The sequence below is a fragment of the Actinotignum sanguinis genome, from assembly GCF_030230305.1.
Lineage (GTDB): Bacteria > Actinomycetota > Actinomycetes > Actinomycetales > Actinomycetaceae > Actinotignum > Actinotignum sanguinis.
On record NZ_JASPCQ010000001.1, the window covers coordinates 18346 to 44242 of the forward strand.

At 61.4% G+C, this 25897-nt stretch carries 20 protein-coding genes and 1 pseudogene; 9 read left to right on the top strand and 12 right to left on the bottom strand.

Going from position 1 to position 25897, the window contains the following annotated elements:
- Positions 1 to 24: 24 nt before the first annotated feature.
- Positions 25 to 1404: an aldehyde dehydrogenase family protein gene (locus QP828_RS00080; protein WP_274733262.1), complete on the bottom strand. Its 1380-nt coding sequence runs from the start codon at positions 1402 to 1404 to the stop codon at positions 25 to 27.
- A gap of 84 nt (positions 1405 to 1488) precedes the next feature.
- Here QP828_RS00080 and QP828_RS00085 point away from each other — a divergent pair, with 84 nt between their 5' ends.
- Positions 1489 to 2259, top strand: coding sequence for a DUF981 family protein (locus QP828_RS00085; RefSeq protein ID WP_274733264.1), 771 nt, complete (start codon positions 1489 to 1491; stop codon positions 2257 to 2259).
- 154 nt (positions 2260 to 2413) lie between these two features.
- Here the strand turns inward: QP828_RS00085 and pflA are convergent, their stop codons facing one another.
- The 3 genes and pseudogenes from pflA to guaA all read right to left on the bottom strand — a co-directional run bounded on the left by pflA (position 2414) and on the right by guaA (position 7683).
- The gene (pflA, locus tag QP828_RS00090) at positions 2414 to 3292 is read right to left on the bottom strand and encodes a pyruvate formate-lyase-activating protein (protein WP_375712905.1); all 879 of its coding nucleotides are present in this window, start codon (positions 3290 to 3292) and stop codon (positions 2414 to 2416) included.
- A gap of 3 nt (positions 3293 to 3295) precedes the next feature.
- Positions 3296 to 5686, bottom strand: a pseudogene (gene pflB, locus QP828_RS00100) (formate C-acetyltransferase).
- A 419-nt stretch (positions 5687 to 6105) separates the two neighbouring features.
- Entirely contained in the window at positions 6106 to 7683 is a 1578-nt protein-coding gene (guaA, locus tag QP828_RS00105; protein ID WP_274733267.1) for a glutamine-hydrolyzing GMP synthase, read from the bottom strand.
- Positions 7684 to 7904: 221 nt separating this feature from the next.
- Here guaA and pta point away from each other — a divergent pair, with 221 nt between their 5' ends.
- Both pta and QP828_RS00115 read left to right on the top strand, forming a co-directional pair.
- Positions 7905 to 9533 (top strand): phosphate acetyltransferase, encoded by a 1629-nt coding sequence (gene pta, locus QP828_RS00110; protein ID WP_274733268.1) that lies wholly within the window; start codon positions 7905 to 7907, stop codon positions 9531 to 9533.
- A gap of 70 nt (positions 9534 to 9603) precedes the next feature.
- Positions 9604 to 10779, top strand: a complete 1176-nt coding sequence (locus QP828_RS00115; protein ID WP_126134734.1) for an acetate/propionate family kinase — start codon at positions 9604 to 9606, stop codon at positions 10777 to 10779.
- Positions 10780 to 10949: 170 nt separating this feature from the next.
- On the opposite strand, the gene QP828_RS00120 is transcribed toward QP828_RS00115, so the two are convergent.
- The 6 genes from QP828_RS00120 to QP828_RS00145 form a co-directional block, all read right to left on the bottom strand.
- Positions 10950 to 11492 (bottom strand): hypothetical protein, encoded by a 543-nt coding sequence (locus tag QP828_RS00120; RefSeq protein ID WP_274733270.1) that lies wholly within the window; start codon positions 11490 to 11492, stop codon positions 10950 to 10952.
- 103 nt (positions 11493 to 11595) lie between these two features.
- Entirely contained in the window at positions 11596 to 11826 is a 231-nt protein-coding gene (locus QP828_RS00125; RefSeq protein WP_274733272.1) for a hypothetical protein, read from the bottom strand.
- Between the two features lie 193 nt (positions 11827 to 12019).
- Positions 12020 to 13867: an FAD-binding protein gene (locus QP828_RS00130; RefSeq protein ID WP_274733273.1), complete on the bottom strand. Its 1848-nt coding sequence runs from the start codon at positions 13865 to 13867 to the stop codon at positions 12020 to 12022.
- 39 nt (positions 13868 to 13906) lie between these two features.
- The gene (locus tag QP828_RS00135; RefSeq protein WP_274733275.1) at positions 13907 to 14350 is read right to left on the bottom strand and encodes a hypothetical protein; all 444 of its coding nucleotides are present in this window, start codon (positions 14348 to 14350) and stop codon (positions 13907 to 13909) included.
- Positions 14351 to 16051 carry a sodium:solute symporter family protein gene (locus QP828_RS00140; protein WP_274733277.1) on the bottom strand — a complete coding sequence of 567 codons (1701 nt, stop codon included), beginning with the start codon at positions 16049 to 16051 and terminating at the stop codon, positions 14351 to 14353.
- Positions 16052 to 16054: 3 nt separating this feature from the next.
- Positions 16055 to 17074 carry a Gfo/Idh/MocA family oxidoreductase gene (locus QP828_RS00145; RefSeq protein WP_274733278.1) on the bottom strand — a complete coding sequence of 340 codons (1020 nt, stop codon included), beginning with the start codon at positions 17072 to 17074 and terminating at the stop codon, positions 16055 to 16057.
- A gap of 141 nt (positions 17075 to 17215) precedes the next feature.
- On the opposite strand from QP828_RS00145, the gene QP828_RS00150 reads away from it, so the two are divergent.
- The 6 genes from QP828_RS00150 to QP828_RS00175 all read left to right on the top strand — a co-directional run bounded on the left by QP828_RS00150 (position 17216) and on the right by QP828_RS00175 (position 23208).
- A complete protein-coding gene (locus QP828_RS00150; protein WP_274733280.1) occupies positions 17216 to 17584 on the top strand; it encodes a GntR family transcriptional regulator in 369 nt (122 codons plus the stop codon).
- A complete protein-coding gene (locus QP828_RS00155) occupies positions 17581 to 18438 on the top strand; it encodes an ATP-binding cassette domain-containing protein (protein WP_274733282.1) in 858 nt (285 codons plus the stop codon). The genes QP828_RS00150 and QP828_RS00155 overlap by 4 nt, the downstream gene beginning before the upstream one ends.
- Positions 18431 to 19336 (top strand): hypothetical protein, encoded by a 906-nt coding sequence (locus tag QP828_RS00160; RefSeq protein ID WP_274733284.1) that lies wholly within the window; start codon positions 18431 to 18433, stop codon positions 19334 to 19336. The genes QP828_RS00155 and QP828_RS00160 overlap by 8 nt, the downstream gene beginning before the upstream one ends.
- A 113-nt stretch (positions 19337 to 19449) precedes the next feature.
- Entirely contained in the window at positions 19450 to 20589 is a 1140-nt protein-coding gene (gene ald, locus QP828_RS00165) for an alanine dehydrogenase (protein ID WP_274733286.1), read from the top strand.
- A gap of 4 nt (positions 20590 to 20593) precedes the next feature.
- Positions 20594 to 22780 carry an NAD(+) synthase gene (locus QP828_RS00170; RefSeq protein ID WP_274733288.1) on the top strand — a complete coding sequence of 729 codons (2187 nt, stop codon included), beginning with the start codon at positions 20594 to 20596 and terminating at the stop codon, positions 22778 to 22780.
- Positions 22777 to 23208, top strand: coding sequence for a GNAT family N-acetyltransferase (locus QP828_RS00175; RefSeq protein ID WP_274733289.1), 432 nt, complete (start codon positions 22777 to 22779; stop codon positions 23206 to 23208). Before QP828_RS00170 ends, QP828_RS00175 begins: the two co-directional genes overlap by 4 nt.
- 87 nt (positions 23209 to 23295) lie before the next feature.
- Here QP828_RS00175 and QP828_RS00180 read toward each other — a convergent pair whose 3' ends face one another.
- Positions 23296 to 24411: a GuaB3 family IMP dehydrogenase-related protein gene (locus QP828_RS00180; RefSeq protein WP_274733290.1), complete on the bottom strand. Its 1116-nt coding sequence runs from the start codon at positions 24409 to 24411 to the stop codon at positions 23296 to 23298.
- A gap of 45 nt (positions 24412 to 24456) precedes the next feature.
- Positions 24457 to 25710: a lipid II:glycine glycyltransferase FemX gene (locus QP828_RS00185; protein WP_274733292.1), complete on the bottom strand. Its 1254-nt coding sequence runs from the start codon at positions 25708 to 25710 to the stop codon at positions 24457 to 24459.
- Positions 25711 to 25897: the final 187 nt, after the last annotated feature.

The following is a 25897-nucleotide window of genomic DNA, read 5'->3' on the forward strand; positions in this document are numbered from 1 at the left end:
GCCAGCTGGGCTGCGGCGTCGTACCTACCGTGCCGGGTGGACCCGTACCGCGTGTTCGTTGGTGAAAGCACGCAAGCCCCAGGCGCCCTCTTCACGGCCGTAACCGGACCGGTTAATCCCACCGAATGGCCACGTGGGCGCCGATTCGCGGTGCTTATTGATAATGGTCATCCCGGCCGCGAGCCGCGCCGCGAAGCGCTGCGCTTTCTCCAGATCCTGGCTCCACACCGAGGATTGCAAACCGTAAGCGCTGCTATTGGCCAGCTCGAGGGCTTCTTCCTCATGAGCCACCCGGTAGAGCGCCACCACCGGCCCGAATACTTCGTTACAGGCGATATCGTGGTCCGCTGGAATATCAGTGAGCAGCGCCGGGGTCATATAGGCACCCGGTCGGTCAAGTGCGGTCCCGCCGTAGTGGAGATGCGCTCCTGCGGCGACGGCGCTCGCCACCCGCCGCACCACTTCATCACGTGCCGCAATCGAGGACAGCGGCCCCATATCCGTGGCCGGGTCATCATAGGGGCCCACCACGATACTCTCGATTTCCGCGCGGGCCGCCGCAAGAAATTCATCAAAAACGTTATCCAGCACGATAATGCGTTTATTCGAGGTGCACACTTGCCCCGCGTTAAAGACGCGGGTGCGCACCGCCTCCCGGGCCACCGCCCCGATATCAGCGGCATCCAGGACCACCATGGCGTCATTACCGCCCAATTCCAAGAGGGAACGCTTGATGTACTTCCCGGCCAAACTCGCAACCGCGGAACCCGCCCGGTCCGAACCGGTGAGCGACACTCCTTTGACTCGCGGATCCGCCAGGACTCTCTCCGTATCCGCGATATCCAGGTAGATATTCTGGTAAACACCCGCGGGCAGGCCGGCCTCGCGCAACAGCGCTTCGAAGGCGGCCGAGGAGCGCGGGCAGATCTCCGCCTGTTTCATAAGAATCGTATTGCCGACCATGAGTTGAGGTAGCGCGAAGCGTGCGATCTGCGAATAGGGGAAATTCCACGGCATGATCCCCAGCAGAACGCCCAGCGGCTGATGGAGCACGTAGGTAGGGATGCCGTCGCCGGCATCCAGCGGGGTGGGTTCTAGGTAGCGCGGCGCATTATCCGCGAACCAGTGGGCATGATGACTGACCGTGGCGAGTTCCGCGGCGCCGTCGCGCAACGGTTTGCCCATTTCGCGCCCGATAATATCAGCGAGTTCAGCGGTGCGCTCCGTAACGAGTTCCCCGAAGCGGTGCAGGATCTCGCTACGGAGTTCCATCGGAGTATCCCGCCACGTGGTGAAAGCATCCCAGGCAGCACCGATCACACCGGGGATAGCAGCTGCCGGTAGGGAGGCGAAGCGTTCTTCCACCTCGCCGGTATTGGGATTATGCACACGGTAGTTACTCATAACCCTAGCCTACTGTGCCACATCCCACTCCGCGCGAAAACCTGGCTATGATGGGGACATTAGTCCTAAACGAAGAAAGGAGTGGTGAACGTGGGAGACTTCTTTACCGGGGAAAGCACCCCGGGAATGATTGATTGGGCTTCGATGCCCACCTACAACACCATTATGGCCATCGCGGCCGGGGTGGGCCTCATCTTGGTTGGCAGACTGCTGGCGCAGCTGCGGCGCGCTGTCCCGGCAGCAGCCACAGAGGATGCAGATAGGGCCGTCAGTTTGGACGGTTATACCCTGGGGTTTTTCATCACCGGCCTTATTCAGACCTTGACCGGTTTGCACATGTCGCTCACCTGGCCGCTGGCCGCCGGGGGCTTCCCCTTTGACAATATTATCTTTGGAGAAACCTGCCTCGGCTTCGGGGCGCTCTTGCTGGCGGCGAGTTTCATCCTGTGGAAGCGCGGGGAACGTATCCTCACCTCCGCCACTCCCTTCCACACGTTCGCCCGGATTGCCCGGCCCGTCTCCATTTTCGCGCTGGCAATGGGCCTGGCTCTCCTGGCCATTATGTGCGCCGGGATGGTCTACCAGTTCTTTGCGGCGCCTCCGCAGGAGCCGATTTCCGGTTCCTTTGCGGCCTACCCTTGGCTGGAGTCCATTGCCCTCTCCGCGGTCTTTGGTTTGGCCGGTGTGGGCGCGATTCTCTTCTTCGGCGCGGTGCGGCTGGATGCCCGCGGGCAGGTGCGCGAGGGCGTGGTACGTGCCGCCTACTGGTGCCTGGTTATCAGCGGGGTGATCTTCATGCTCTTCGGTGCGATGAACTTCTATACCCATATCGGGCTGGTGGTCAACACCATGTAGTGCCGCCATGCTGCTGCGTGGGTGCAGCTGCGTCGTCGTACCTTCATTGTTGTGAACGACGACGCAGCATCGTCCCACCAGCGCACCACCCAGGCACGCACACACAAGGGCCGCATCCCTTTCGGGACGCGGCCCTTGGCGTCATCCGTAGCGTTTAGAAAGCCGGAGTGTTGAGCCCCAAGCGCCGGAAATGCTCCCGCGCTTCTTCCACAGCTTGCGGTGACGGCGGTACGACGTCTTCCAGTTGGTAGTCGTAGCCAAGTGAATGCCACTTGTCTCGACCCATCTGGTGGAACGGTAGAACTTCAACGCGGCTAACCGCGTTCTTCCACCGTGCAACGATCTTCGCAACGTTCTCCACGTTCTCCGGATCGTCTGTCAGCCCGGGCACAAGTACGAAACGTACCCAGATTTCTTTGCCCGCGGCAGCCAATCGATCACCAAAATCAATGGTCGGTTGCAGTTCACGGCCGGTCGTGCGCTTATACACCTCTTCGGATCCGGATTTAACGTCGAGTAACACCATGTCGATGTAGTTCATCATTTCGTCATCGACGTTACGCCCAAGATATCCGGAAGTATCGATACACGTATGGATTCCCATTTCTTTGGCACCGCGGAGCACGGTCTTGAGGAAGGCGGGTTGCATTAAGCATTCGCCACCCGAGATCGTGATCCCGCCACCCGTCGCCTTGAACATACGACGGTAGCGCTTCCAGCGCCGCAGTAATTCGTCGGAATCCACCGGCTGACCGTCCTTCATAATGAAGGTGTCAGGGTTATGGCAGTACAGACACCGCAGGGGGCACCCCGCCATGAAGACTGTCATTCGGGTCCCGGGCCCGTCCACCGCGGTCACAAGTTCCCACGAGTGGACGGAACCGAGGGTTCCCTCGCGCATCTTGCGAAGCCGTTCTTTACGTTCGATGTCATCGAGGATATCGATGCCTCCGAGACCGGCCCCCTGCAACCGACCGGTCGGCGCTTCGAAATCTTGAAGGCCGACCGGTGCTAGTCGCAACTCAGCAGACAATTGCTATGCCGAGTGATGGAAGGTACGCGAAAGAACGTCGAGCTGCTGTTCGCGGGTCAGCTTCACGAAGTTGACGGCGTAGCCGGAAACGCGAACGGTCAGGTTCGGGTACTTCTCGGGGTGATCAATCGCGTCCTCGAGGGTGGAACGATCCAGCACGTTGATATTAGCGTGGTACAGACCCTGCACCCCACCGTTATCTTCGCGAGCAGCCTTCATCGACTCGAGACGCTCTTCGTAGGTCTTAGCCATTTTTTACCTTCTTTTCTTTGTTGGGGGTTGAATCTTAGAGTTTTAGTCTTCTTCAGCCATGAAGCCGGCGTCCATAATTCCGACCAGGTTCTTGACCTGCTCGTCCTTATTGCGGCCGAGGCCAGCCGGCGTAATGGTATTCGTCAAGGAAATACCATCGAGGGCATCCTTGTAATCCAGCTTACCAACGGACATCATGGATGCCACCATGCCGTGGGTGTCCATGCCGTTCTCCGGGTTCGCACCCGGGGAGAACGGGGTACCAGCCTTGTGACCGGACGGGAAGGAACCCGTGGCCTTGCCGTACACCACGTTGGAGGTAATGGTCAGCACCGACTGCGTCGGGATGGCATCACGGTACATCGGGATCGCCTTGATCTTCGCCATGATGGTGTGGACCACGGTAGCCGCGATGTCATCAGCGCGGTCATCGTCGTTACCGTAAATCGGGAAGGTGCCTTCCGTCTTGTAATCAACAACGAGGCCGGTTTCATCACGAACCGGGTACACCTTCGCGTACTTGATCGCGGAAAGCGAGTCCGCCACGATGGACAGGCCGGCAATACCGCAACCCATGGTACGGATGATCTCCGAATCGTGCAGAGCCATCTCCACCGCTTCATAGGCGTAGCGATCATGGCAGTAGTGGATGATGTTGAGCGCTTCAACGTAGGTGCCAACCACCCAGTCAAGCATCTCTTCGTACTTCTGCCAGACTTCGTCGAAGTCGAGCGGGCCGTCCCCTTCGATCGGGGTGAACAGACCCGGCTCGGTCACCTGCTTGCCGGTCATTTCATCGCGACCGCCGTTGATGGCGTAGAGCAGAGCCTTGGCGGAGTTCACACGCGCGCCGAAGAACTGCATCTGCTTGCCCACCCGCATCGGGGAAACGCAGCACGCGATGGCGGCGTCGTCGCCCCACTGGTTACGAATCTGTTCGTCAGATTCGTACTGGATGGAGGAAGTTTCGATGGAAATAGCCGCGCAGAATTCCTTGTAGCCTTCCGGAAGTGCCGGATCCCAGAAAATGGTGATATTCGGTTCCGGAGCCGGACCCAGGTTACGCAGGGTCTGGAGCAGGCGGAAGGAGGTCTTGGTGACGAGGGTACGCCCGTCGTCACCGAAACCGGCATCCGACCAGGTGGCCCAGTAAGGATCACCGGAGAAGATCTGATCGTAATCGATGGTGCGCAGGAAGCGGACGATACGCAGCTTCATGACGAGGTTGTCAATCATTTCCTGCGCGTCAGATTCCGTAATGGTTCCAGCGGCCAGATCGCGCTCGAAGTAAATATCCAGGAAGGCGGACAGACGGCCGATGGACATGGCCGCGCCATCCTGGCTCTTCACGGAAGCGAGGTAGCCGAAGTACAGCCACTGCACGGCTTCACGCGAGTTCTTCGCCGGGCCGGAGATATCGAAGCCGTAGATTTCACCGAGGGTCTTGAGCTTCTTCAGAGCCTTGATCTGCTCTGCGTGTTCCTCACGGAAACGAGCCCAGTGCTCGGAGAAGGGCTGATCGGCCACCGAATCCTTCATGGCCTGCTTCTCTTCGATGAGCTTATCCACACCGTAGAGGGCCACGCGGCGGTAGTCACCAATAATGCGGCCACGGCCGTAAGCATCCGGAAGACCGGTAATAATGTGCGAGGAACGAGCCGCGCGAATACGCGGGGTGTAAATATCGAAGACCGCGTCGTTGTGGGTCTTGCGGTAGCGGGTGAAGATCTTCTTGATCTCCGGGTTGACTTCCTTGCCCGCTTCCTTGATAGCGGTTTCCACCATGCGCCAGCCGCCATTGGGCATCATCGCGCGCTTGAGCGGAACATCCGTCTGCAGGCCGACGACGACGTCGTCATCTTCGGAAATGTAGCCGGCGGGGAAAGCGTCAATGTCGGCCGGGGTGTCGGTGTCGACGTCGTACACGCGACGACGACGCTCCTCGGAGAGGTAATTTTCCTCAAGAGATTCCCACAGCCGGGTGGTCTTCTCCGTCGGGCCGGCCAGGAACGAAGCATCCCCTTCGTAGGGGGTGTAGTTCTTCTGGATGAAGTCACGAACGTCAATGGCTTCATTCCAGGTGCCGGACGTGAAACCCGCCCAGGCTTCCTCTGTTGGGGTATCGGTAGCAGTGCGCTCCATGTGCGTCTAACTCTCCTTGTGTCGTGTCAGTACCCGTTATTATCCAAGCATAAAGCAACTCACAACGGAACAGATATTCCGTGAAAAATTGCCGCACGCTTGCGTCCGCACCGCATTCACACCTTCGCGTGAATCGCTACGGCACCGAGGTAACAAGTCCTGATTCTTTTACCTGTTGTCCGTATCAATCGGTCAGGCACAAGCGACTCTCGATTTATATTGTCCGGCACGGGCGGCGGGCGTGTATCACTCGCTGTCCGCGCCTACGTTTATCCTAACGCGCTTCTGCGCAAAAACATTCCCTGACACGTGAGATGAGCGGCGCATAATCCCGCGGCGCCCCCGGCGGGCGCGCCGATACGCGACTTCACGTCACCATCCGTCTCACATGTGTGAGGAATCACTTTTTTCGATGAGTGTTACTCCCATTCGATCGTTGCCGGCGGCTTGGAGGTTACGTCCAGAACCACGCGATTCACTTCCGCAACCGAGTTGGTGATGCGGTTGGAAATATGGGCGAGCACATCATAGGGAACGCGTGCCCAATCGGCCGTCATCGCATCTTCGGAAGATACCGGGCGCAGCACGATGGGATGCCCGTAGGTGCGGTGATCACCCTGCACGCCCACCGAATGAACCTCCGCCAGCAGTACCACCGGGCACTGCCAAATCTCAGCGTCCAGCCCGGCCGCGGTGAGTTCTTCGCGAGCGATAGCATCCGCTTCACGCAGGATGCGCAGGTTATCTTCGGTGACTTCACCAATTACGCGAATCGCCAGGCCCGGCCCCGGGAACGGCTGGCGGGCCACGATTTTCTCCGGCACGCCCAGTTCACGCCCGATGGCGCGCACCTCATCTTTAAAGAGGCTGCGCAAAGGCTCGATAAGCTCGAAATTCATATCCTCGGGCAGGCCGCCCACATTGTGGTGGCTCTTAATATTGGAAGCACCTTCTCCCCCGCCCGATTCCACCACGTCGGGGTACAGGGTTCCCTGTACGAGGAATTTCACATCCTCCCCGCCCCCGAGCTTATCTACCAGCTGGCGCTGCGCGCTTTCGAAGGAGCGAATAAACTCCCGCCCGATGATCTTGCGCTTCGTTTCCGGATCGCGCACACCCGCCAGCGCGGACAGGAACCGCTGCGATTCATCGACGGTGAAGATACGGATGCCGGTACTTTCCGCGTAATCGCGTTCCACCTGCTCGCGTTCACCGGCGCGCAACAGCCCGTGGTCAATGAAGAAGCAGGTGAGCTGGTCGCCAATAGCTTTGTGCACAAGCGCGGCGGCAACCGAGGAGTCCACCCCGCCGGAGAGCGCGCAGATAACCTGCGCGGAACCCACCCGCTCGCGAATCTGGGCCACTTGCTCGTCAATAATGGAGGAAGGAGTCCAGTTCGGGCTAATCCCCGCGCCTTCGTAGAGGAAGTTTTCCAGTGCGGCCTGACCGCGCTGGGAATGGAGCACCTCCGGATGCCATTGCACGCCAAAGAGCCGGCGCTTGCGGTCTTCAAATGCGGCCACCGGAGTTTCATCGGTGGCGGCGGTAACGGTGAAGCCTTCCGGGGCTTCGCTCACGGCGTCCCCGTGGCTCATCCACACAATTTGCTTATTTTCCAGACCTGCGAAGAGGCAGGAATCGCCGGCGGTGCGGGCTTCGGTACGCCCGTATTCGCGAGTGCCGGTGCGTCCCACGCGCCCGCCTAGTGCCTGGGCCATCGCCTGGAACCCGTAGCAGATCCCGAGGATGGGCACCCCGGCCTCAAAAATATCCTTATCGATTGCGGGCGCACCCTCCGCGTACACGGATGCCGGGCCGCCGGAAAGAATAATGGCCGCGGGGTTTTTCGCCAGCATATCCGCGGCGGACATGGTATGCGGAACAATTTCTGAATAAACGTGTGCTTCACGAACGCGCCGCGCAATGAGCTGAGCGTACTGCGCACCAAAATCGACAACAAGAACCGGGGAATTATCGCTGGTATTCACGCTGTTCATTCTAATGATTAAAACGCGCCGGCGCCTACTGGGAGCCAGGCCGCACCCGGTGCGGGTCTAGGACCTTCGTCACCGCGGAAGAACGACGGCGCACATCCGAGCGCACGGGACTGAGCTGGGCATGCACATCTGCCCGCAAGATGTGAGATTATTTGAAGGGATATCCCAGCGTGGATACGCCTATTTTTTCAAGGGTCCGCAGGGGCCGGAAGGATAAGAAAGTGACCTACAGCGTATATTTCACCGCGGTAGAAGGCAATGCGGGCACCCAGGCGGTTGCCAGCGCCTACGTTGATGTACTCACCTCCACTTACAAGAACGTCGGGGTGTTCCGGGCGTTCACCAACGGAAATATCGAAAATGACTCCGCCTTCCTTCAGCTGCTCGACCAGGTTGGCCGGGGCGAGGATCGCGATATCGCCTGGGGTTCGAGCCGGCAGGCCTACGTGGCTGACGAAGAAGAAGCCATGACCCAGCTGGTGAATCGCTACACCGATTACGCCCAGAACTTCGATGCGGTGCTCATCCTCGGCATTCTGGATGGGGACCCCATTAATCCCGGGATGCTTTCGCGTACCGGCCGCACCATCGCCAACCTGGGAACCACCGGCATCGTTGCCGTCTCGGCAGCCCAGCGCAATGCCGCGCAGGTGGAGGTTGTTGCCCAGCTTTCCGCGAAGGAAATCGCGGATCGCTACGGAACCCTGAGCGCCCTCATTGTTGTGGACGCTGATGACACCGTGCCCACTACCATGCGTGACCTGGGCATTCCTACTATTTATCTCCCCGACGGCGAGGCGCGTTCCTTCAGCGAAGCGGACCGGGCCACCCTCGTTGCCGCGATGGAAGAGGAATCCTCGGTTATTACCCCGCTGTCCTTCCAGGCATCTCTAGCGGCCCGGGCCCGCAAGGCAAAGAAGCGCATTGTTATGCCGGAAGCCGAAGATGACCGCATTTTGCTAGCCACCGCCCAGATCCTGGCTCGCGATATCGCAGATATTACGCTGGTCGGGGAAAAGGATGAGGTTCTTGCCCGGGCAGCTGAGCTCGGGGTGGATGTGTCCGGCGCGGAGATTATTTCCCTGGATGACCCGGAGCGGGTGCGCCGCTACGCGGAAAAGTTCGCCGAACTGCGCGCCAAGAAGGGCGTGACCTACGAGCAGGCCGTGGAGAAGATGAAGGATCCTTCCTACTACGGCACCATGATGGTCTACATGGGGGACGCCGATGGCATGGTTTCGGGCGCGAACCACACCACCGCGAATACCATTGTTCCTTCCTTCCAGACCATCAAGATGAAGCCCGGCACAAAGACTGTCTCCGGTGCTTTCCTCATGCTCATGGATGATCGCGTCTACGTGTACGCCGATTGCGCGGTCAACACCAATCCCACCCCGGAAGAGCTGGCCGGCATCGCCATTGATTCGGCCCGCACCGCCCAGCAATTCGGCATTGAGCCGCGCGTGGCCATGCTCTCCTACTCCTCGGGTACCTCCGGGAAGGGACCGGATGTGGATGCGGTGCGCGAAGCCACGGAACTCGCGAAGAGCCTCGCCCCCGAGGGCGTTCTTATTGACGGCCCGCTCCAGTACGACGCTTCGGTGGATGCCGCGGCCGCGAAGAAGAAGCTGCCTGATTCGCCGGTAGCCGGCCGCGCCACGGTATTCGTGTTCCCGAATCTGAATGCCGGCAATATCGGCTACAAGGCCGTGCAGCGTTCTTCGGGTGCGGTGGCCGTGGGCCCGGTGCTCCAGGGCCTCAATAAGCCGGTCAACGATCTTTCCCGCGGCGCGCTCGTGGAGGATATCGTCAATACCGTGGCGATTACCGCGATCCAGGCGCAGGAATAAGCTGCACCCGGCATTACACTGAAGTTATAGGGGTGGGCGTCCACCCGGTCACAGACACAAGGAGATCATTTTGTCCGTTCTCGTAATTAATTCCGGCTCCTCCTCGATCAAGTACAAGGTCGTGGACCCCGAATCGGGTGAGGAACTCGCCTCTGGCCTCGTGGAGCAGATCGGCCTGCCCTCCGGCCACGTCAAGCACGAACACGGCGAGGACGTGCGCGAATGGGAAGGCCCCATTCCCAATCACGAAGTCGGCATGGAGAAGGTGCTCGAGTTCTTCGACGCCGCCGGCCCGTCCCTGCATGACGGCTCCATCCGCGCCGTCGGGCACCGCGTGGTTCAGGGCGGTAAGTACTTCGATGGCCCGGCCCTCATTACCGATGAGGTGCGCCAGAAGATCGAAGATCTCCAGCCGCTCGGCCCGCTGCACAACCCGCCGGCCTTGGAGGGCATCAAGGTGGCGCAGCGCCTGCTCCCCAACGTCCCGCACGTGGCGGTTTTCGATACTGCCTTCTTCCAGAGCCTGCCGGAAGAGGCCGCTCGTTACGGCCTCAACCGCGAGATTGCCGATAAGTATGAGATCCGCCGCTACGGCGCGCACGGTACCTCGCACCAGTATGTTTCCGGTGAGGTAGCAAAGATCCTCGGTCGCGATGATCTCAAGCAGATCGTGCTTCATATCGGTAACGGCGCCTCGGTTTCCGCGGTGGATTCGGGCCGCGCGGTGGAAACTTCGATGGGCCTGACCCCGCTGGAGGGCCTCGTTATGGGTGGGCGCACCGGTGATATCGATCCGGCCGCCGTCTTCCACCTGGCTCGCGAAGCGAAGATGTCCATCGATGAAATCGATAAGCTCTTCAACCGCCAGTCCGGTATGGCCGGCCTGACCGGTTCCTCCGATCTGCGTGACGTGCATGCCATGGTGGAAAAGGGAGATAAGAACGCGAAGGAAGCGGTGGATATTTACGTTCATCGTATCGTCAAGTACATCGGCTCCTACACCGCGATTCTTGGCGGCCTGGATGCCCTGACCTTCACCGCCGGTGTGGGTGAGAATGACGATATTATCCGCAAGGAAGTTCTTGATCGCCTGGCTCCCTTCGGTGTCAAGTACGATGCCGAAAAGAACTCCACGCGCTCGAAGAACGCGCGTGAGATCTCCACGGAGGATTCCACGGTGCATGTGCTCGTGGTTCCCACCAATGAGGAGCTGGCCATCGCTCAGCAGGCCATGACGCTCGTCTAGGCACGCGCCCGTTACTTTCGGGTATGACGACGCAGCGGGGGGGAGTAACCGGATCGGTTACTCCCCCCCCCGCTTATTAGGCTCTGTGCTTATCAAGCAATGATTGCTACCCAAGGCTGCCCCCATACCCGAGGGGGCGAGGCTGCTCTCCGCTACCGTTTTCCTGGCAGCTACCGGCTTTCGGAGGCCGGGACCGCTCCCATGCCGAGGGCTTGGAGTGCAATGGCGCGATTATGACGCACCACGGCCCGCACCTGGCTCTCCTCCCACTCCCGCATGCCTTGCTGGAGTGCTGCCCGGGCATCCGGTGTGCATGCCACCCCGAACTCGTCAATAACAAAAAGGAGGATTTCTTCCAAGCAGGGCCGGAATCTGCGCCCACCTACCGGGAAATGAACATCGGCAATACGGGGAGTGCGAGCCTCATTCTTGATGCGCCGGCGCGAGCGCCGGGAATTCTTACCGCCCAGGAGTAAAGCATGTGTCCATTCATCACGATGGGAATGTACCTGGACATGCGCGCAGGGAATATTCGAGCGTGGCGAGCGAATATAATCCCAACGCACCAAAGGCTCACTACTTTTTGCTCCCCGGATGACCGAGAACGTTGATTCCTCAACGGTAAGAAGACCGGTCTCCGGATTGAGAAAAACCGCGTAATCGAAGCGGACAATGAGAAAACTACCAGCGTAAATACTTCCCGACAATATCATTGTCGGAGGCTCTTCTTGCATAAGTGTTTGCTTCACGACAGAAAACTCGGGGTCGAGAAGCTCCCCAATCGACTGTAAGTGCGCCGCAAATTCATCGGCACGCTTATTTAAGTATTCGTTCACCACGGCACACTTCCTCGAAGTAATCTAGGCCCTTCATCTCGAAGTAGGCGTCAGATTCTTCCGGTCCGAGCTGGTAGTTATCAGCGCGCCGATCGAATTCTTCTCGAGTCATTCTCACTTCACGCAAGATCTCTTCCTTGCGCTTGAGAACATCTTCAAGCGAGTTGTAAACACGGTCCGGGAAAGACAAACGGTACGGATGTGTAGTCATGATGTGCCGCTCCTTCAGTCACAGAGTTCCAGGTCGGTACCTTCCTTCTCCGTCATTCTCGCATGACGTGGAGGCACCGCATAGACCTATTCGGCGCTCTGTGGACAAAGGTGGCGTTAGGAGATTCTGTGGACAACTTCTAGCCCGCAACCACCTATTTCCGGAACCTGGGTAACGCTCAGTTTTTTGGCAGCTACCGGCTTTCGGGGGCCGGGGCCGCTACCCGCTTGCGGATGAGGGTAATAAGCTCGGGAAGCACCGTGTAGAGATCCCCAACGATTCCGTAATCACAGAATTCGAACATTTCCGCTTCGGGATCATTATTGATCACCACGATCACGCCGGAATCCGTGACTCCCGCGGTATGGTGAGGCTGGCCGGAAATACCGATGGCGATATACAAATCCGGGGCGATAACCGTGCCCGAAAGCCCAACGTAGGAATCACGCGGAAGCCACGCATCCCCTTCGGCCAGCGGGCGGGTTGCTCCTTCCGCGGCATCCAGAACCTCGGCAAGCTCATGGAAGAGCCGCAGGTCCTCCTTGGCGGCGAAACCGCGACCGGCACCTACCACCCGGGTGGCGGTGGCCAAGCGCCGCTCGGACACATCTTCCGCTTCGGCTACCGTGATCCGCGCCGGCGCTATCGCGCCGGCCGGGGCCGCTACCTCCGCTACCGGAGCATCACCTGCGCGAAGCGCATTTCCATATCCCGCGGCAGCGCCGGAGCAGGCTCCCGTACCGGGCAGAGATCCGATAACGCCCACGAAGGTCACTCCCGCGCGCGCGTAAGTTTCTAGGGAGATCGCACCGAAACGCCCGCTGACCACGTGCGCGGCGCTGACTTCCCGCACATCGGTGAGGATGGGCCAGCCGCGCCGGCCGGCGATCTCCCCGCCCAGCGCGCGTTCGCTCGGCTCGTTAGGAACCAGCACAATATCCCCGGGTTGGGCATCCACGAGCTCGGTAAGCGCCGCGCTCAGGGCCTCCGGCGGCACATCGCTGGCGTGCGTGATGACCTGCACGCTGGTCGCATCCGGGAAGGCGGGCAGCTGCGCACTTTCCGAAGCCATGTCACCTTCGGGGACAAGAGCGAGCACATGAACTGCATCGTAGCGGCGCAGGGCCGGAAGGAAAGGCGAAATAGCAGCGCCGGCCGTGATCACCCATACCGCGTGCTCCGGGGCCGCGCCGGTAGCCGCCGATGCCTCTGCCGCGGGAGTGCCGGCGGCCTGAAGGGCGGCGTCGTCGCCAGAAATACCGGTGGAACCAGCGGTGGGGAGCAGGCCGCGCCGATCTAGAATTCCCACAAGTTCGCTCACGGCGCCGGGACCGTCAAGGATTTGGTGAAGCCGAGGTTGGACGGGCGGAACCGCACGCGCGATGGGGTCAAGAGTACGCCCTTCCATATCGCCAAGGTCGGCGGCGGTGAGAAGCTGCGCGGGTTTCTTGGCGGCGTCGAGGATATCCTTCATGGCCGGGACTTTGACAGCCGCGGCATCGGAGGTCACCGCGATGACCACCGGGCCGGTCACGCGCACCTCGCGGCGCTGCCCGCCGGTGTGCTGGGTGAGGAGAAGATCCTCTCCCGCCGTGGTGATGGCTGAAACATCCTGGAAAGACGGCCAGCCCAGCGCCCCGGCAATAACGCCGGAAACCATCTTCGAGCCTTCGTCGGTGGAACCCGGACCGGTGATGAGTGCGGTGATGGTGCCGTCGCGCTGGACCACCCGCGCCAGGGCCTCCCCCACCGCGGTGGAATTCCAGCTGGTGGTGGCATCATCACTCACCACGAGGAGGCGATCCGGACCTTTGGAGAGCGCGTTCTTGCGCAGCGCCGGAGTGCCGATGGAGTCGGGGCCCAGGGTGATACCCACAACCTCGGTGCCCAGGGCGTCGCCGAGTTCCCGCGCTGCCCGCATGGCAACGGCGTCGTCGTCGCTAATGGAGAGGCGCGCGCCGCTCCAATCCACCACACCGGAATCCAAAACGTGCGCTGAACGTGGATCACCGGCAATTTTGTAGGCAACCGCAATGGTCATAAGTGTCCCCTGACGTAGTCGTTAGGCTTGCACATTATCTTAGCTCTCCCGCGGCGCGGTGGGCTCCGTCTCCTCATCCGGCAGCCGCGATCCGAGGGCTTCGGAAAGTACCTGCGGGGCCGCGGCGCTGCGAGCGGCGAAGAAGATCGCCACAATAATCATCGCTAGACCGGTCCAGAGGTTGAGGTTGATGCCCGCGGCTTTGGCCAGATCTTCCTCGGTCACGAAGAAGAGCCCGTAGCCGGCCAGCATGATGCCGAAAACCCCGAACATGATGGCGATCCAGGTGCGCAGGTCAAAAAGCGAGAGCCGCCCGAGGCGCGCCTCGGGTAGTTGCGCCTCCGCCGCCGCGCCCGCATGGCTCGCGTTTTCTCTGCCCGCATGGCTCGCGTTTGCCGCACCCACGTGGCTCGAGTCCGCCCCGCCCGCGCGCGCGGCGCTCCGCCGCGCTGCGTCGTCGTTCATATCGTCGCGTCCCTTCATTTACAGCACCACATTGAGCACCGCGCACACCGTCAGCACCGCGATACCCAGCGGAAGCGGCTCTTCCCACCAGTGCAGTTTTTCGCCGGTGAGGGCACGTTCGCGGGCTTCGGCCACCCGGGCTTCGTGCAGTTTGGGGGCCGGGCGCGCGCCCTTAATATCCATCTTGACACGGCCCCACACCAGCCCGTCGAGTTCCTCAATCGGCTTGGGGCGCGTCATTTTCGTGACGAGCACCGAAACGATGAAATCAGCGATAAAAGCAATACCGGAAGCCGTAAAGGAGGCCGCCTGGGAGGAATTGAAGTCCAGCAGCCCGTTTGCGTAACCAAGCTGGATAAACCCGGCCCCGGCCGCGCCCGCCACCAGGCCCCACAGCCCGGCCTGCGGGCTCATACGCGCCCAGAACATTCCCATAATGAACGTGGCGAACAGCGGAGCGTTGAAAATGGACTGCAGCATCTGGGTGTAGTCCTGAATATTGGAGAATTCCGCGGCAATAAACGCCGCCCCGACGGCGATGAGCACCCCGATGATCGTCAGGCGCCGCCCGATTTTAATGTAGTAGGTATCGCGCCGGCCCGGGCGCACGTAAGTTTCCCAAATATCGTAGGTAACCACAGTATTGAAAGACGAAACATTCGCCGCCATCCCGGCCATAAAGGCCGCAATGAGCCCGGCGAGGGCCATGCCCAGCAGCCCGTGCGGGAGTACCTCCCCCATAAGGGCCGGGAAAGCTTCATTATGGGTGATCTCTCCGGTGTGCAGCTGCGGGATGAGGACCGCGGCAATAAGCCCGGGCACGATAATAATAAGCGGCAAAAACATTTTCGGGATCGCCGCGAGAATCGGGGTCAGCCGTGCCGAACGCATATCTTTGGCGGAAAGCGCCCGCTGCACCTCGGTGAAATTCGTGGTCCAGTACCCGAAGGAATTGACAAAGCCCATCCCCAGCAGCAGCGCGATCCAATTCCCGTACGGGTTCGTGGTGTTACCGAGCCCGGTTCCACCCCACACATCCAGGCCGTTCGGGCCGAGTACCTGGGTCTCATTGAGTGCGGCGATCAGACCACCCGGCCCGCCCACCCGCGCCAGCCCGGCGATGGTGAGCGGGGTGAGCACCGCAACGATGAGCAGGAATTGCAAAACCTCGTTGTACATGGTGGCGGTGAGCCCGCCCATCACCGTATACACGAGCACCACACCGGCCGCGATAATAATCGAGGCCCATAGCGGCACCCCGATGAGCACATTAATGAGAAGCGCGAGGGCGAAGAGGTTAATCCCGGCCACCAGGATGGTAGCCACTGAGAAAATCACCGATTGGTAGAGGTGGGTGGGCCGGTCGAAACGCAAACGCAGATATTCGGGAACCGAACGCACCCGCGAGCCGTAGTAAAAGGGCATCATGATGAGCCCGAGGAAAACCATGGCCGGCACCGCGCCGATCCAGTAGTAGTGCACCGTCGGTAGCCCGTATTGGGAACCGGAAGCCGCCATCCCGATGAGTTCCACCGCCCCGATATTCGCGGAGAGGAAAGCCAGCGCGCAGATCCACGCGGGCAAGGAGCGCCCCGAGAGGAAAAAATCTTCCGAAGTATTCACCTTGCGCCGGGTAACCACGCCGATGACGAGGACCAGCACCAGGTAGAGCACCACGAAGCTGTAGTCGAAAGCGCTCGCGTCGAGCCGCAAATCCATGCTTTAGCCCTCAATTTCGGCCAGGGAAACCACCCGGTGCTCGCGTTGCGATAACCGTACAGCTTCCGCGATGCGTAGGGAGGCGACGGCGTCGTCGACCGTGGCGGGAATCTCCCCGCTACCCGCAACTACCTCCAAGAACGCCTCAATTTCACGTTCGTAACACGCGGCGAAGCGGGCGATGAAATCCACCCAGGCGGGCTCTTGCGGATAGGAAACCCCATCCTCAAGGGAACGCACGGGCAGTTTGCTATCGAAACCAACCGCGAGGGTTTCCTTGGTTCCGTGCAGTTCCATGCGCACGTCGTAACCGTGGCCGTTGAAACGCGAGGATTGCGCGGTGGCCAGCACATCGCCTTCCAGGCGCAGTACCGCTGCTGTTTCGCATACATCTGCGAAATCGCGGAAATCAGGCAGGCCCAGGTCGGTGCCGAAAGCCATTACTTCGATGACTTCCCGCCCGGTTACCCAGCGCAGCATATCGAAATCGTGGATGAGGCAATCGATGTAGATGCCACCCGAAGCCGCCAAGAATTCACGCGCGGCCGGGGCCTGGTCCATGGTTCCCATGCTCAGGCGCCGCAGCTGACCCAGGCTTTCCTCGCGCACCGCCGCGCGGGCCCGGGTGTAGGCGGTGTCGAAGCGCCGCTGGAAACCAACCTGGATGCGGGCCCCGCGCTCGCGGGCCGCCGCGCGCACCTGCAGGGTCGAGGCCAGCGACGTGGATACCGGCTTCTCGGTAAACATGGGGATCCCCAGGTCCATGCCGCGCAGTAACTGCTCGGCGTGCACATCCGTGGGGCTGGTGAGGACAAGGGCGTCCAGGGTGGGATCAGCGAGGGTGGCGTCCACGCTTGCTTCACTGATACGGGCACGAGTTGCAGCCTCACCCTGGAGTTCTGCGACGACGGCGGCACTGCGCTCCGGCTTCGGTTCGGCAATAACAAGTTCATCAACACGGTGGGCGAGAATGCGCGCGTGCATAAGCCCGGCGCGACCCGCTCCCAGTAAACCAATTTTCAACAGGGATTCCTTCCAAACGTGACATTAGCCTAAAGCAATTTCAACCCCGCCGAAGAGACCCGCGTCACACACCCGCAAACTTGCATCTTCCCTAGTTCTGTGGTTCATTAGTTATGTAACTAACCAAGAAGGGAGGATGCGATGGAGTTCAGTTCAGCGGTGCCTATCTATGTGCAACTCGCCGAAGATCTGCGTCGTCGTATTCTTTCCGGCGAATTAGGGCCCGGAGAAAAGGTCATGTCTACCACCGAATACGCCACTACCTACCGCATTAATCCCGCCACCGCGAACAAAGCTTTTTCCCTCCTCGTAGAGGAAGGAATCCTGGAAAAACGCCGCGGCATCGGCATGTTCGTCACCGCGAGCGCCCAGGCGGCCTTACGCGAACGCGGGCGCGCCACCTACCTGAGTGACACCCTCGCCCCGGCCCTGGCCGCGGGCCGGGTGCTGGGCCTGAGCCCGGCGGAAATTTCCGCACTCGTCTCGACCTATTGGGAGGAGAACCAATGATTAGTATCGAGAACCTGAATTTCAGCTACCGGCGCGGCAGCCGCGCCCTCGATGACCTCAGCGTGGAGATCGGTCATAACACCATCACCGGCCTCTTTGGCCGCAACGGCTCAGGCAAGTCCACGCTCGGGATGCTCATCGCCGGGCTCCTCCCGATATGGCGCAGCCACGGGCGCGCCACAGGGAAAATCTTTATTGACGGGCATCCGGTGGATGAGAACCCGGAAGTCATGCCCGGGGTCGCCTATATTCCCGCGCGGGTGGAGGCTCTTTCCGGCTCGCCGCTCACCCTGACCATGGATCTGTGGCGCATGGCCCGCCCCACCTGGGATGAGGATTTCGCCCGGGAGCTTTTCGAGCTTTTTGAACTGAATCCTTCCCGGACTGTCGATGGGTTATCGGTAGGCCAGCGCTCCCTTTTCTCCGCGATTTTGGGGCTGGCAGCGCGCTGCCCCATTACCGTATTCGATGAGGTCCACCTGGGGATGGACGCGGTGATGCGCGAACTGTTCTACCGGGTACTGCTCAGTGATTTCGCTGAACATCCGCGCACAATCATCCTCTCCTCCCACCTGCTTGAGGAAGTGGAAAATCTTGTCGATAGCGTGGTTTTCCTCCACCGCGGCAAGCTCCTGGAAGCCGGTGACGCCGATGAGGTTCGCGCGCGCCATTCCACGGATAGCCTCGCCTCCCTCACCGATGTGCTCGTAACGACGACGCTCTCCCCCGCCCAACGCGAACGCCTGGCACGCCCGCTGGCAGGCCACGCGCCCCGGCCCGGTACCCCGCCGGCCGGCACGGTGGCTGCCACCGGGGAACCCACCCGCACCCAGATTGGAGTCGATCATGATTAAGCTGTATCACCGCGTCAATTCCGCCATTGATCTGACCGCTCGGCGCGTTATCGGATACCGCGGCCTTTTCTCCTATTTCTACCGGACTCTGTGGCTGATCACGGGGTGCACCCTGATTTTCATTACTGCACTAGCCCTGGCCACAAGTAACCTCCCGCATATGCCTATCGAAGGTGTCGATCACGATTTCCTCAACTGGATTATGCTGACGTGGATCTGCTTGGCTTGCGGAATGGCCATGGTAGCAATGCTCTCCACGATTTCCATGCGTGCTCATCTGCAAGCAGGTACCACGCGGCGGAAGTTCTTCACCACCCTGGCACGTGCGGCCGCGCGGATGAGTGCCGAATACTTGGCGATCACCGCCGTGCTCCTCCTCATCGCGTTCACCTTGATACGCAGCGGGAACGGTTCCCGGCTCCTCGATGGCGCCACCTTGATGAACGGGAACGCGATGGAATCCGGCAGCATCTGGTTCACGCTCATTCCCATGTGGCCCGGTGTTCTAGCATTGTTCTTCACCATTGTTCTTCTCACCACCTTCTTCCTACGCTGGTCGCTGAGCACACTAGGCCGGGCAGCCCTGGTGGTCATCGCCTTCTTTGCCGGGCTCTCCCTGGTGGGCTACCTCATCGGCATCACGGGCCTGGGCGGATTTATTCGCCGCCTCTGGCTGCCCCACTGGGAGAGTTTCAGCGCCTGGGCCGCGCGCACCGGCACGGACTTCGCACACTGGATTGAGCGGGTGGGCGATTCCGCCGGCATCTCCGAATTCCTCACCGCCAACAAGGCATTTATGGCGATGATCGCCTTCGTGCTGATCTTCGGCACCTGCGCCGTGATGAGCTGGGCGCTGGCGCGGCGCTCCACCGGGCGGCTGCATTTGGTGCGACTCTAGCTGGAAGGGCTGGAAGCGGGAACCCGCTGCGGGGCGCGCGGTGACGCGCGTCCCGCAGCGCCGTCGTCGTTCCTACCTAGGAGCAGCGGCAGGCCGCACCGTAGACTAAGCACATGATTATTGGCGTTCCCACAGAACTGAAGAATAACGAATACCGGGTCGCGCTCACCCCGGCCGGTGCGCGCGAACTCACCGCGGCCGGGCACACGGTGCTGGTCCAGGCCGGAGCCGGGGCGGCCTCCGGATGCGCCGACGCCGCCTACGCTACCGCCGGGGCACGGATCTGCGCCGCAGCAGCCGAGGTATGGGGCGCCGATGCAGTTCTCAAAGTCAAGGAACCCGAACCGGAAGAATACGGATACCTCCGTGAAGACCTGGTGCTTTTCACCTATCTGCACCTGGCCTCCCAGCCGAAACTGGCGCGCGCGCTCCTGGATGCCGGCACCACCGCCATCGCCTATGAGACCGTGCGCGAACGCGCCGCGCTGCCGCTGCTCGCCCCCATGAGCCGGGTGGCCGGCAAACTCGCCCCCATTGTGGGTTCGCATTACCTCCTCGACGCGCAGGGCGGGGCCGGAATTCTTATCGGCGGGGTGGCCGGGACCCGTAAGGGCAAGGTGACCGTTATCGGGGCGGGCATCGCCGGGGAATCCGCCGCGGTTATGGCCGCCGGGATGGGTGCGAATGTCACGATCCTGGATATTAATATTGAGCGTCTCGCCCAGCTGGAGATGCGCCACGCCGGAATGCTCACCACCCTGGCTTCCACCGCGCAAACCATTGAGGAGCAGGTGGCGGATGCCGATCTGGTTATCGGCACGGTGCTGGTGCCGGGCTCCTCCACCCCGAAACTGGTGACCTCCGCGATGGTGGAGCGGATGCGCCCGGGCAGCGTGCTCGTTGATATTGCCATTGACCAGGGCGGATGTTTTGAGGATTCCCATCCCACCACCCACGATGAGCCGACCTTCACGGTGGACGGCAAAATTTTCTATTGCGTGGCCAATATGCCCGGCGCGGTTCCGCGTACTTCCACAGAAGCTCTCACGACGGCGACACTCCCCTACGTGGTGCGCCTGGCGGGCCAGGGGTGGCGCGCGGCCACCAGCGCGGATCCCGGTTTCGCTAGCGGCGTGAATATCAGCGGTGGGAAAATCACCCACCGCGGGGTTTTTGATTCGCTGCGCGCACAGCTTGACCTGCCCGAATCTGAATTTGACGATTCCTGCGTGTCGCAGGCAATGGCAGACTAGACCCATGAGCGATTTTTCCTCGATCTACAGTCACGGTTTTGTGCGCGTGGCCGCCTGCTCCCCGGAAGTGGTGCTGGCCGATCCGCAGCGCAATGCCCAGGCCATTATTGCTGCGGCCCGGGAGGTGAGCGCGCGGGGAGCGGCACTGGCCGTATTCCCGGAACTGAGCCTCACCGGGTATTCCGCGGAGGATCTATTCCTCCAGGATGCGCTGCTGCGCGCCACCCTGGATGGCCTGGAAACCGTACGCGCGGCAAGCGTGGAATTCGATGCGGCCCTTATCGTGGGGGCGCCGCTGCACTGGCGCAACCGCCTCTACAACTGCGCGGTTGTGCTCCACCACGGGAATGTGCTCGGGGTAGTTCCCAAGTCCTATATCCCCAATTACCGGGAATTCTACGAGAAGCGGCATTTCGCTTCCGGGGCGGGACTGCGGAATGCGTCAATCGAGCTACCGGGTGTGCGCACGGATGCCGCCTGGAGCACCGGGCTTTCCGAGGAAGCGAAGGCCGAATTAGCGCAAACCGAGGAAGCCTGGGCCTATACGCTCGGGCGGGATACCGTTCCCTTCGGCCCGGATCTGATTTTCTCCGCCAGTGATATCCCGGGCTTCAGTTTCCACGTGGAAATCTGTGAGGACATGTGGGTGCCTATCCCGCCTTCGGCGCGCGCGGCCCTGGCCGGGGCGCAGGTGCTCGTTAATCTTTCGGGTTCCCCGGTCACGGTGGGGCGTGAAGATGACCGTGACCTCCTTATTCGGGGAGCCTCGGCACGCTGCGCAGCCGCCTACGTGTATGCGGCGAACGGGGAATGGGAATCCTCCACCGATCTAGCCTGGGATGGCCAAACCGTTATCTACGAGTGCGGGGAAAAAATCGCGGCCGGGCAGCGTTTCTCGGCTGGCCATAGCGCCACCCTGGGCGATATTGACCTGGATCGTATCCGCCAGGAACGCCAGCGCAACGGCTCCTTTAATGACAATGCGCTCACCCAAGGAACCGAACGCGATGCCTACACCGATCCCGGGGCGGATTCTTTCCGCACCATTAATTTCACGGCCGGTATCCCGGATATGAGCGCGGTTGCCCCGGCGCAGCAGCGCCTGCACCGCGAAGTGGTGCGTTTCCCCTTTATGGGAGGTAGCGAACGCAATCCGGATCGCGATTGTTTTGAGGCTTTTTCCATCCAGGTTTACGCACTTATCACCCGGCTGCGGGCCACCGGTTCCGCCAAGGTGATTATCGGGGTGTCCGGCGGGCTGGATTCCACCCATGCGCTGCTGGTGGCCTGCCGGGCCATGGATCTTATGGAGCGCCCCCGCACGGATATCCTCGCCTATACCCTGCCCGGTTTCGCTACCTCGCAGCACACCAAGAACAATGCCTATGCGCTGTGTGAGGCCGTGGGGGTGCCGCTGGAAGAAATCGATATTCGCCCGGCGGCCCGCCAGATGTTGGCCGATATGGGCCATCCTTTCGCGAATGGCGAGCCGGTCTATGACCTCACCTTCGAGAATGTACAAGCCGGGTTGCGCACCGATTACCTATTCCGGCTGGCCGGGTTCCACAGCGGCATCGTGCTGGGTACCGGGGATCTTTCGGAACTGGCCCTCGGGTGGTGCACCTTCGGGGTGGGTGACCATATGAGTCACTACAATGTCAATGCCGGGATGCCGAAAACCTTTATGCAGCACGTGCTGCGCTGGATGGCGCGCCAGGACTTCCTGGCCGGCGCGGCGGCGCAGGCCCTCACGGATATTCTCAATACGGAGATTTCCCCGGAGCTGGTTCCCGCGGATGCGGGCGGGGCGCTGCAATCCACCCAGGAGAAAATCGGCCCCTACGAACTCCAAGATTTCACCCTCTACTTCGCGCTGCGCTACGGTTTCCGGCCCTCGAAAATTGCTTTCCTGGCCCGGGAAGCCTGGGGCGATGCCTCCCGCGGTTTCTGGCCGGAAGGTATTGAGGGCGATGCCCGCCACACCTATAACCTGGCGGAGATCAAGACGTGGATGGAGCTGTTCTACCGCCGTTTCTTCTCCCAGCAATTCAAACGTTCCACTCTCCCGAACGGCCCGAAGATCCTTTCGGGTGGCTCGCTCTCCCCGCGCGGGGATTGGCGGATGCCGTCCGATGCCACCAGCCGGGTCTGGCTGGCCGATCTGGCTACTATCCCCACGGAGGACGCATGATTTCCCTGCAAGAAACCGTTACCGAGGATTTCCTGGCGGCCTGCCAGCGCCTCATCCCCCAGCTTTCCTCGAGTAGCGCGCCATTATCACGTAGCACCGCCGCGCAGTTGCTCGCCCAGCCCGGGGTCTACCAATTGGTGTACCGGGTGGAAGAAGGCGCCCCGATCCTCGGGATGCTCACCCTCGTGACTTTCCAGATCCCCACCGGAACGCGCGCCTGGATCGAGGACGTGGTGGTGGACGACGCCGCCCGCGGCCACGGCGCCGGCCAGCAACTCGTAGAAGCCGCCCTGGCGCACGCGGCCCGGCTCGGGGTGAAATCGGTGGATCTGACCTCCCGGCCCAGCCGCGAAGCTGCCAACCGGCTCTACCGGCGCTGCGGTTTCGAGGCGCGGGATACCAACGTATACCGCTATCACGCCCAGTAAATCGTGGTGCTCTGAGCGGTCCGGGCCTGGCTGCATACAGCTTGACGGGGCGCGTGCGCGCTTAACCCTGCGCGCCCGGCCCCGGCGCTAGTGGGCGCGCACCACCACTTGAGCGCGCTGGAACTCCTTGCAATCGGAGTAACCATTAGCGGCCATAGCGTGACGCAGCGCCCCCATAATATTGGTGTGCCCGCGGGCGCTTGAGGTGGGACCGGTGAGGATTTCTTCCAGGGTTCCCGCGGTGCCCACCCATACGCGTTCCCCGCGGGGTAGGCGAGGGTGGCGGGCTTCCGGTCCCCAGTGCCAGCCACGCCCGGGTGCTTCGCTGGCCCGCGCCAGAATAGTTCCGAGCATCACGCCGTCTGCTCCGCAAGCGAGGGCTTTAATGAGGTCCCCGGAGCTACCTACCGAGCCGTCCGCAATCACATGCACGTAGCGCCCGCCCGATTCGTCAAGGTAGTCACGGCGGGCGGCCGCGATATCGGCAATCGTCGTCGCCATCGGGGCAGCGATCCCCACGGTACGCAACGTCGCGGAAGCGGCCCCTCCCCCGTAACCGGCCAGCACCCCGGCCGCGCCGGTGCGCATGAGATGCAATGCGCTCTGGTAGGTGACGGCCCCGCCCACGAGCACCGGAATATCAAGATCGTAAATAAGACCGCGCAGGTTGAGCGGTTCACGGGTGGTAGATACATGCTCGGCACTCACCGTGGTCCCGCGGATGACCAGGAGATCCAGGCCGGCATCGGCGGCCGGCGGCACAATTTCTTTCGCGTGCCCCGGCGAGCAGGCCCCGGCCACGGTGATTCCGGCTGCCCGCAGCTGGGCGACCCGGTAACGCACCAGCCCGGTATCGATGGGGCGTTCCGCGTAGACCTGCTGGAGCCGCGCGGTGGCGTGTTCGGGAGCCAGCTGCGCAATTTCTTCGTACAGCGGGGTGGGGTTCTCATAACGGGTCCACAGACCTTCGAGGTCCGCCACGCCCAATCCTCCGGCGCGCCCCAGGCGGATCATCATATCCGGGGAGGCCACCGAATCCATGGGGGCACTGAGCACCGGGATATCGAGGTGGTAGGCGTCTAACTGCCAGGCGGTAGAGACTTCGCGAACGTCGCGGGTGCGCCGGGTGGGCACAATCGCGACGTCGTCCAGGGTATAGGTTATCCGCGCGCGTTTGCCGCGCCCAATCTCGATTTCGCTCACGCCCTCCACTTTACCGGCCCGCGCCCGCCGCGGCTCGGGCCGCACCTACCTGGTTTCAGCTCCGAGCACGCGCGCGAGGAAACGCGGGGCGAACGTCTTTTCGTAGGTGCCCACGAATTCCTCGACCTGCCCGTTGAGCCAGCGCTTGAAGGCGAGGATATTGGCATCATCCGCATCCTCCGAAAAGTCACCGGAAATCCCGAAAGTGTTGTAGGTATCCAGGCCCTCATCGCAGGCGTATTTGAACATGGCGCGCTCCACCGGGTAATCGCGCGCGTAGGCGGACAGTGTTTTATCCATCCCGCCCAGCAGCAAAATGAGTTCGGAACCGACCCGGAATCCGAGTGCGGCATTGAAGGGAATCTCCGCGTCGCCGCGCTCGGCCAGGGTTTCGCGCGCCATTTCTTCCTGACCGTCAAGCACCTCTAGGCGCTGGGCGGCCTGCTCAAGTTCCCGCTCGCGTGCTTTTGTTTCTTTGCGCCCGCGCAGCACCTCAATCCGCTCGTGCACCTCAGTGCGTTCGGCGGCAATTTGGTCGAGGTAGCGGCGCGGAGACACGTACGCCACCGCGAGCAGCGCGCGTTCGGGGCCCATATCCGCCATGAGATCGCGGTAGAAACGCACCGCGGAGGCCGAAAGCGCGGGCATTCCGTCCGTGCGGTCCCGGGTACTCGCGTAAAGCTGGGCGAAAACATCGAAGTCTTCCGGCCCGAGGAAACGGGTCTGCACCCCGTAGCGGTTTTCGTTATTGAAACGACGCCGCAGTCCCTTGGCAAGCGTGGCTTTGGCTTCCTCGAAGTTCATCCCGGAGATGGTTTTGGTGTAGATCCAACGCAATTGAATATCGGAGCGCTCCCCGAATTCGTAAGGGAGGTGGCGCCAGCCATCGCGTTCGAGGGCTTGGGAGACCGTGCCGGCAACCGGGTTATCCTCAACGGGCGTAATGTCCGTGTACCAGCGGCGCGCCAGAATCGGGTTAATCCGAGCGGTGAGCAGGCGCGACTGGGAAGCGAAATGCCGATTGAGCCCGCTGAAGAAAGCGGCAACTACCTCGCGCTGGCTCCAATCCAAGGTGGGCCCGTAGGCGAGGGAAGCCCGGGTAAAAATCTTCTTCCAGGGCTGATACATAATGAGGCCGGCACCGCAAACAGTGCCGGTTTCGTCGCGTACGCCCACGTATTCCACCCGGTAGCCTTCGGCTTGGCGCACCCGCCCGTAGCTGACCGTTTGGGAGAGGAAACACCGTTGCGTGGCCATATAGTCGTTATAGTCATTCTCGGATAACACCGCGAACTGCATAGCGTTCCTTTCCTACCGGGCAGCTCAGAGCCAATTCGTCAGCTCCCTATTAGAGTAACTTAAGCTGAAACAGCCCTGGAAATGCGATATGGCTGCCAGCGCTTATTTTGGTGTGGTAAGCGCCGATTTTTATGTCGTAGGGGCCGATTAGACTACAAAGCACCAGCACAGAAGCGCGGCGCGGGCC

What these genes read in the sequence shown, in the direction of transcription:
- QP828_RS00080 (WP_274733262.1), bottom strand. Translation starts at nt 1,404, where the DNA reads ATGAGTAACTACCGTGTGCATAATCCCAATACCGGCGAGGTGGAAGAA.
- guaA (WP_274733267.1), bottom strand. Translation starts at nt 7,683, where the DNA reads ATGAACAGCGTGAATACCAGCGATAATTCCCCGGTTCTTGTTGTCGAT.
- QP828_RS00120 (WP_274733270.1), bottom strand. Translation starts at nt 11,492, where the DNA reads ATGATATTGTCGGGAAGTATTTACGCTGGTAGTTTTCTCATTGTCCGC.
- QP828_RS00125 (WP_274733272.1), bottom strand. Translation starts at nt 11,826, where the DNA reads ATGACTACACATCCGTACCGTTTGTCTTTCCCGGACCGTGTTTACAAC.
- QP828_RS00130 (WP_274733273.1), bottom strand. Translation starts at nt 13,867, where the DNA reads ATGACCATTGCGGTTGCCTACAAAATTGCCGGTGATCCACGTTCAGCG.
- QP828_RS00135 (WP_274733275.1), bottom strand. Translation starts at nt 14,350, where the DNA reads ATGAAGGGACGCGACGATATGAACGACGACGCAGCGCGGCGGAGCGCC.
- QP828_RS00140 (WP_274733277.1), bottom strand. Translation starts at nt 16,051, where the DNA reads ATGGATTTGCGGCTCGACGCGAGCGCTTTCGACTACAGCTTCGTGGTG.
- QP828_RS00150 (WP_274733280.1), top strand. Translation starts at nt 17,216, where the DNA reads ATGGAGTTCAGTTCAGCGGTGCCTATCTATGTGCAACTCGCCGAAGAT.
- QP828_RS00155 (WP_274733282.1), top strand. Translation starts at nt 17,581, where the DNA reads ATGATTAGTATCGAGAACCTGAATTTCAGCTACCGGCGCGGCAGCCGC.
- QP828_RS00160 (WP_274733284.1), top strand. Translation starts at nt 18,431, where the DNA reads ATGATTAAGCTGTATCACCGCGTCAATTCCGCCATTGATCTGACCGCT.
- ald (WP_274733286.1), top strand. Translation starts at nt 19,450, where the DNA reads ATGATTATTGGCGTTCCCACAGAACTGAAGAATAACGAATACCGGGTC.
- QP828_RS00170 (WP_274733288.1), top strand. Translation starts at nt 20,594, where the DNA reads ATGAGCGATTTTTCCTCGATCTACAGTCACGGTTTTGTGCGCGTGGCC.
- QP828_RS00175 (WP_274733289.1), top strand. Translation starts at nt 22,777, where the DNA reads ATGATTTCCCTGCAAGAAACCGTTACCGAGGATTTCCTGGCGGCCTGC.
- QP828_RS00185 (WP_274733292.1), bottom strand. Translation starts at nt 25,710, where the DNA reads ATGCAGTTCGCGGTGTTATCCGAGAATGACTATAACGACTATATGGCC.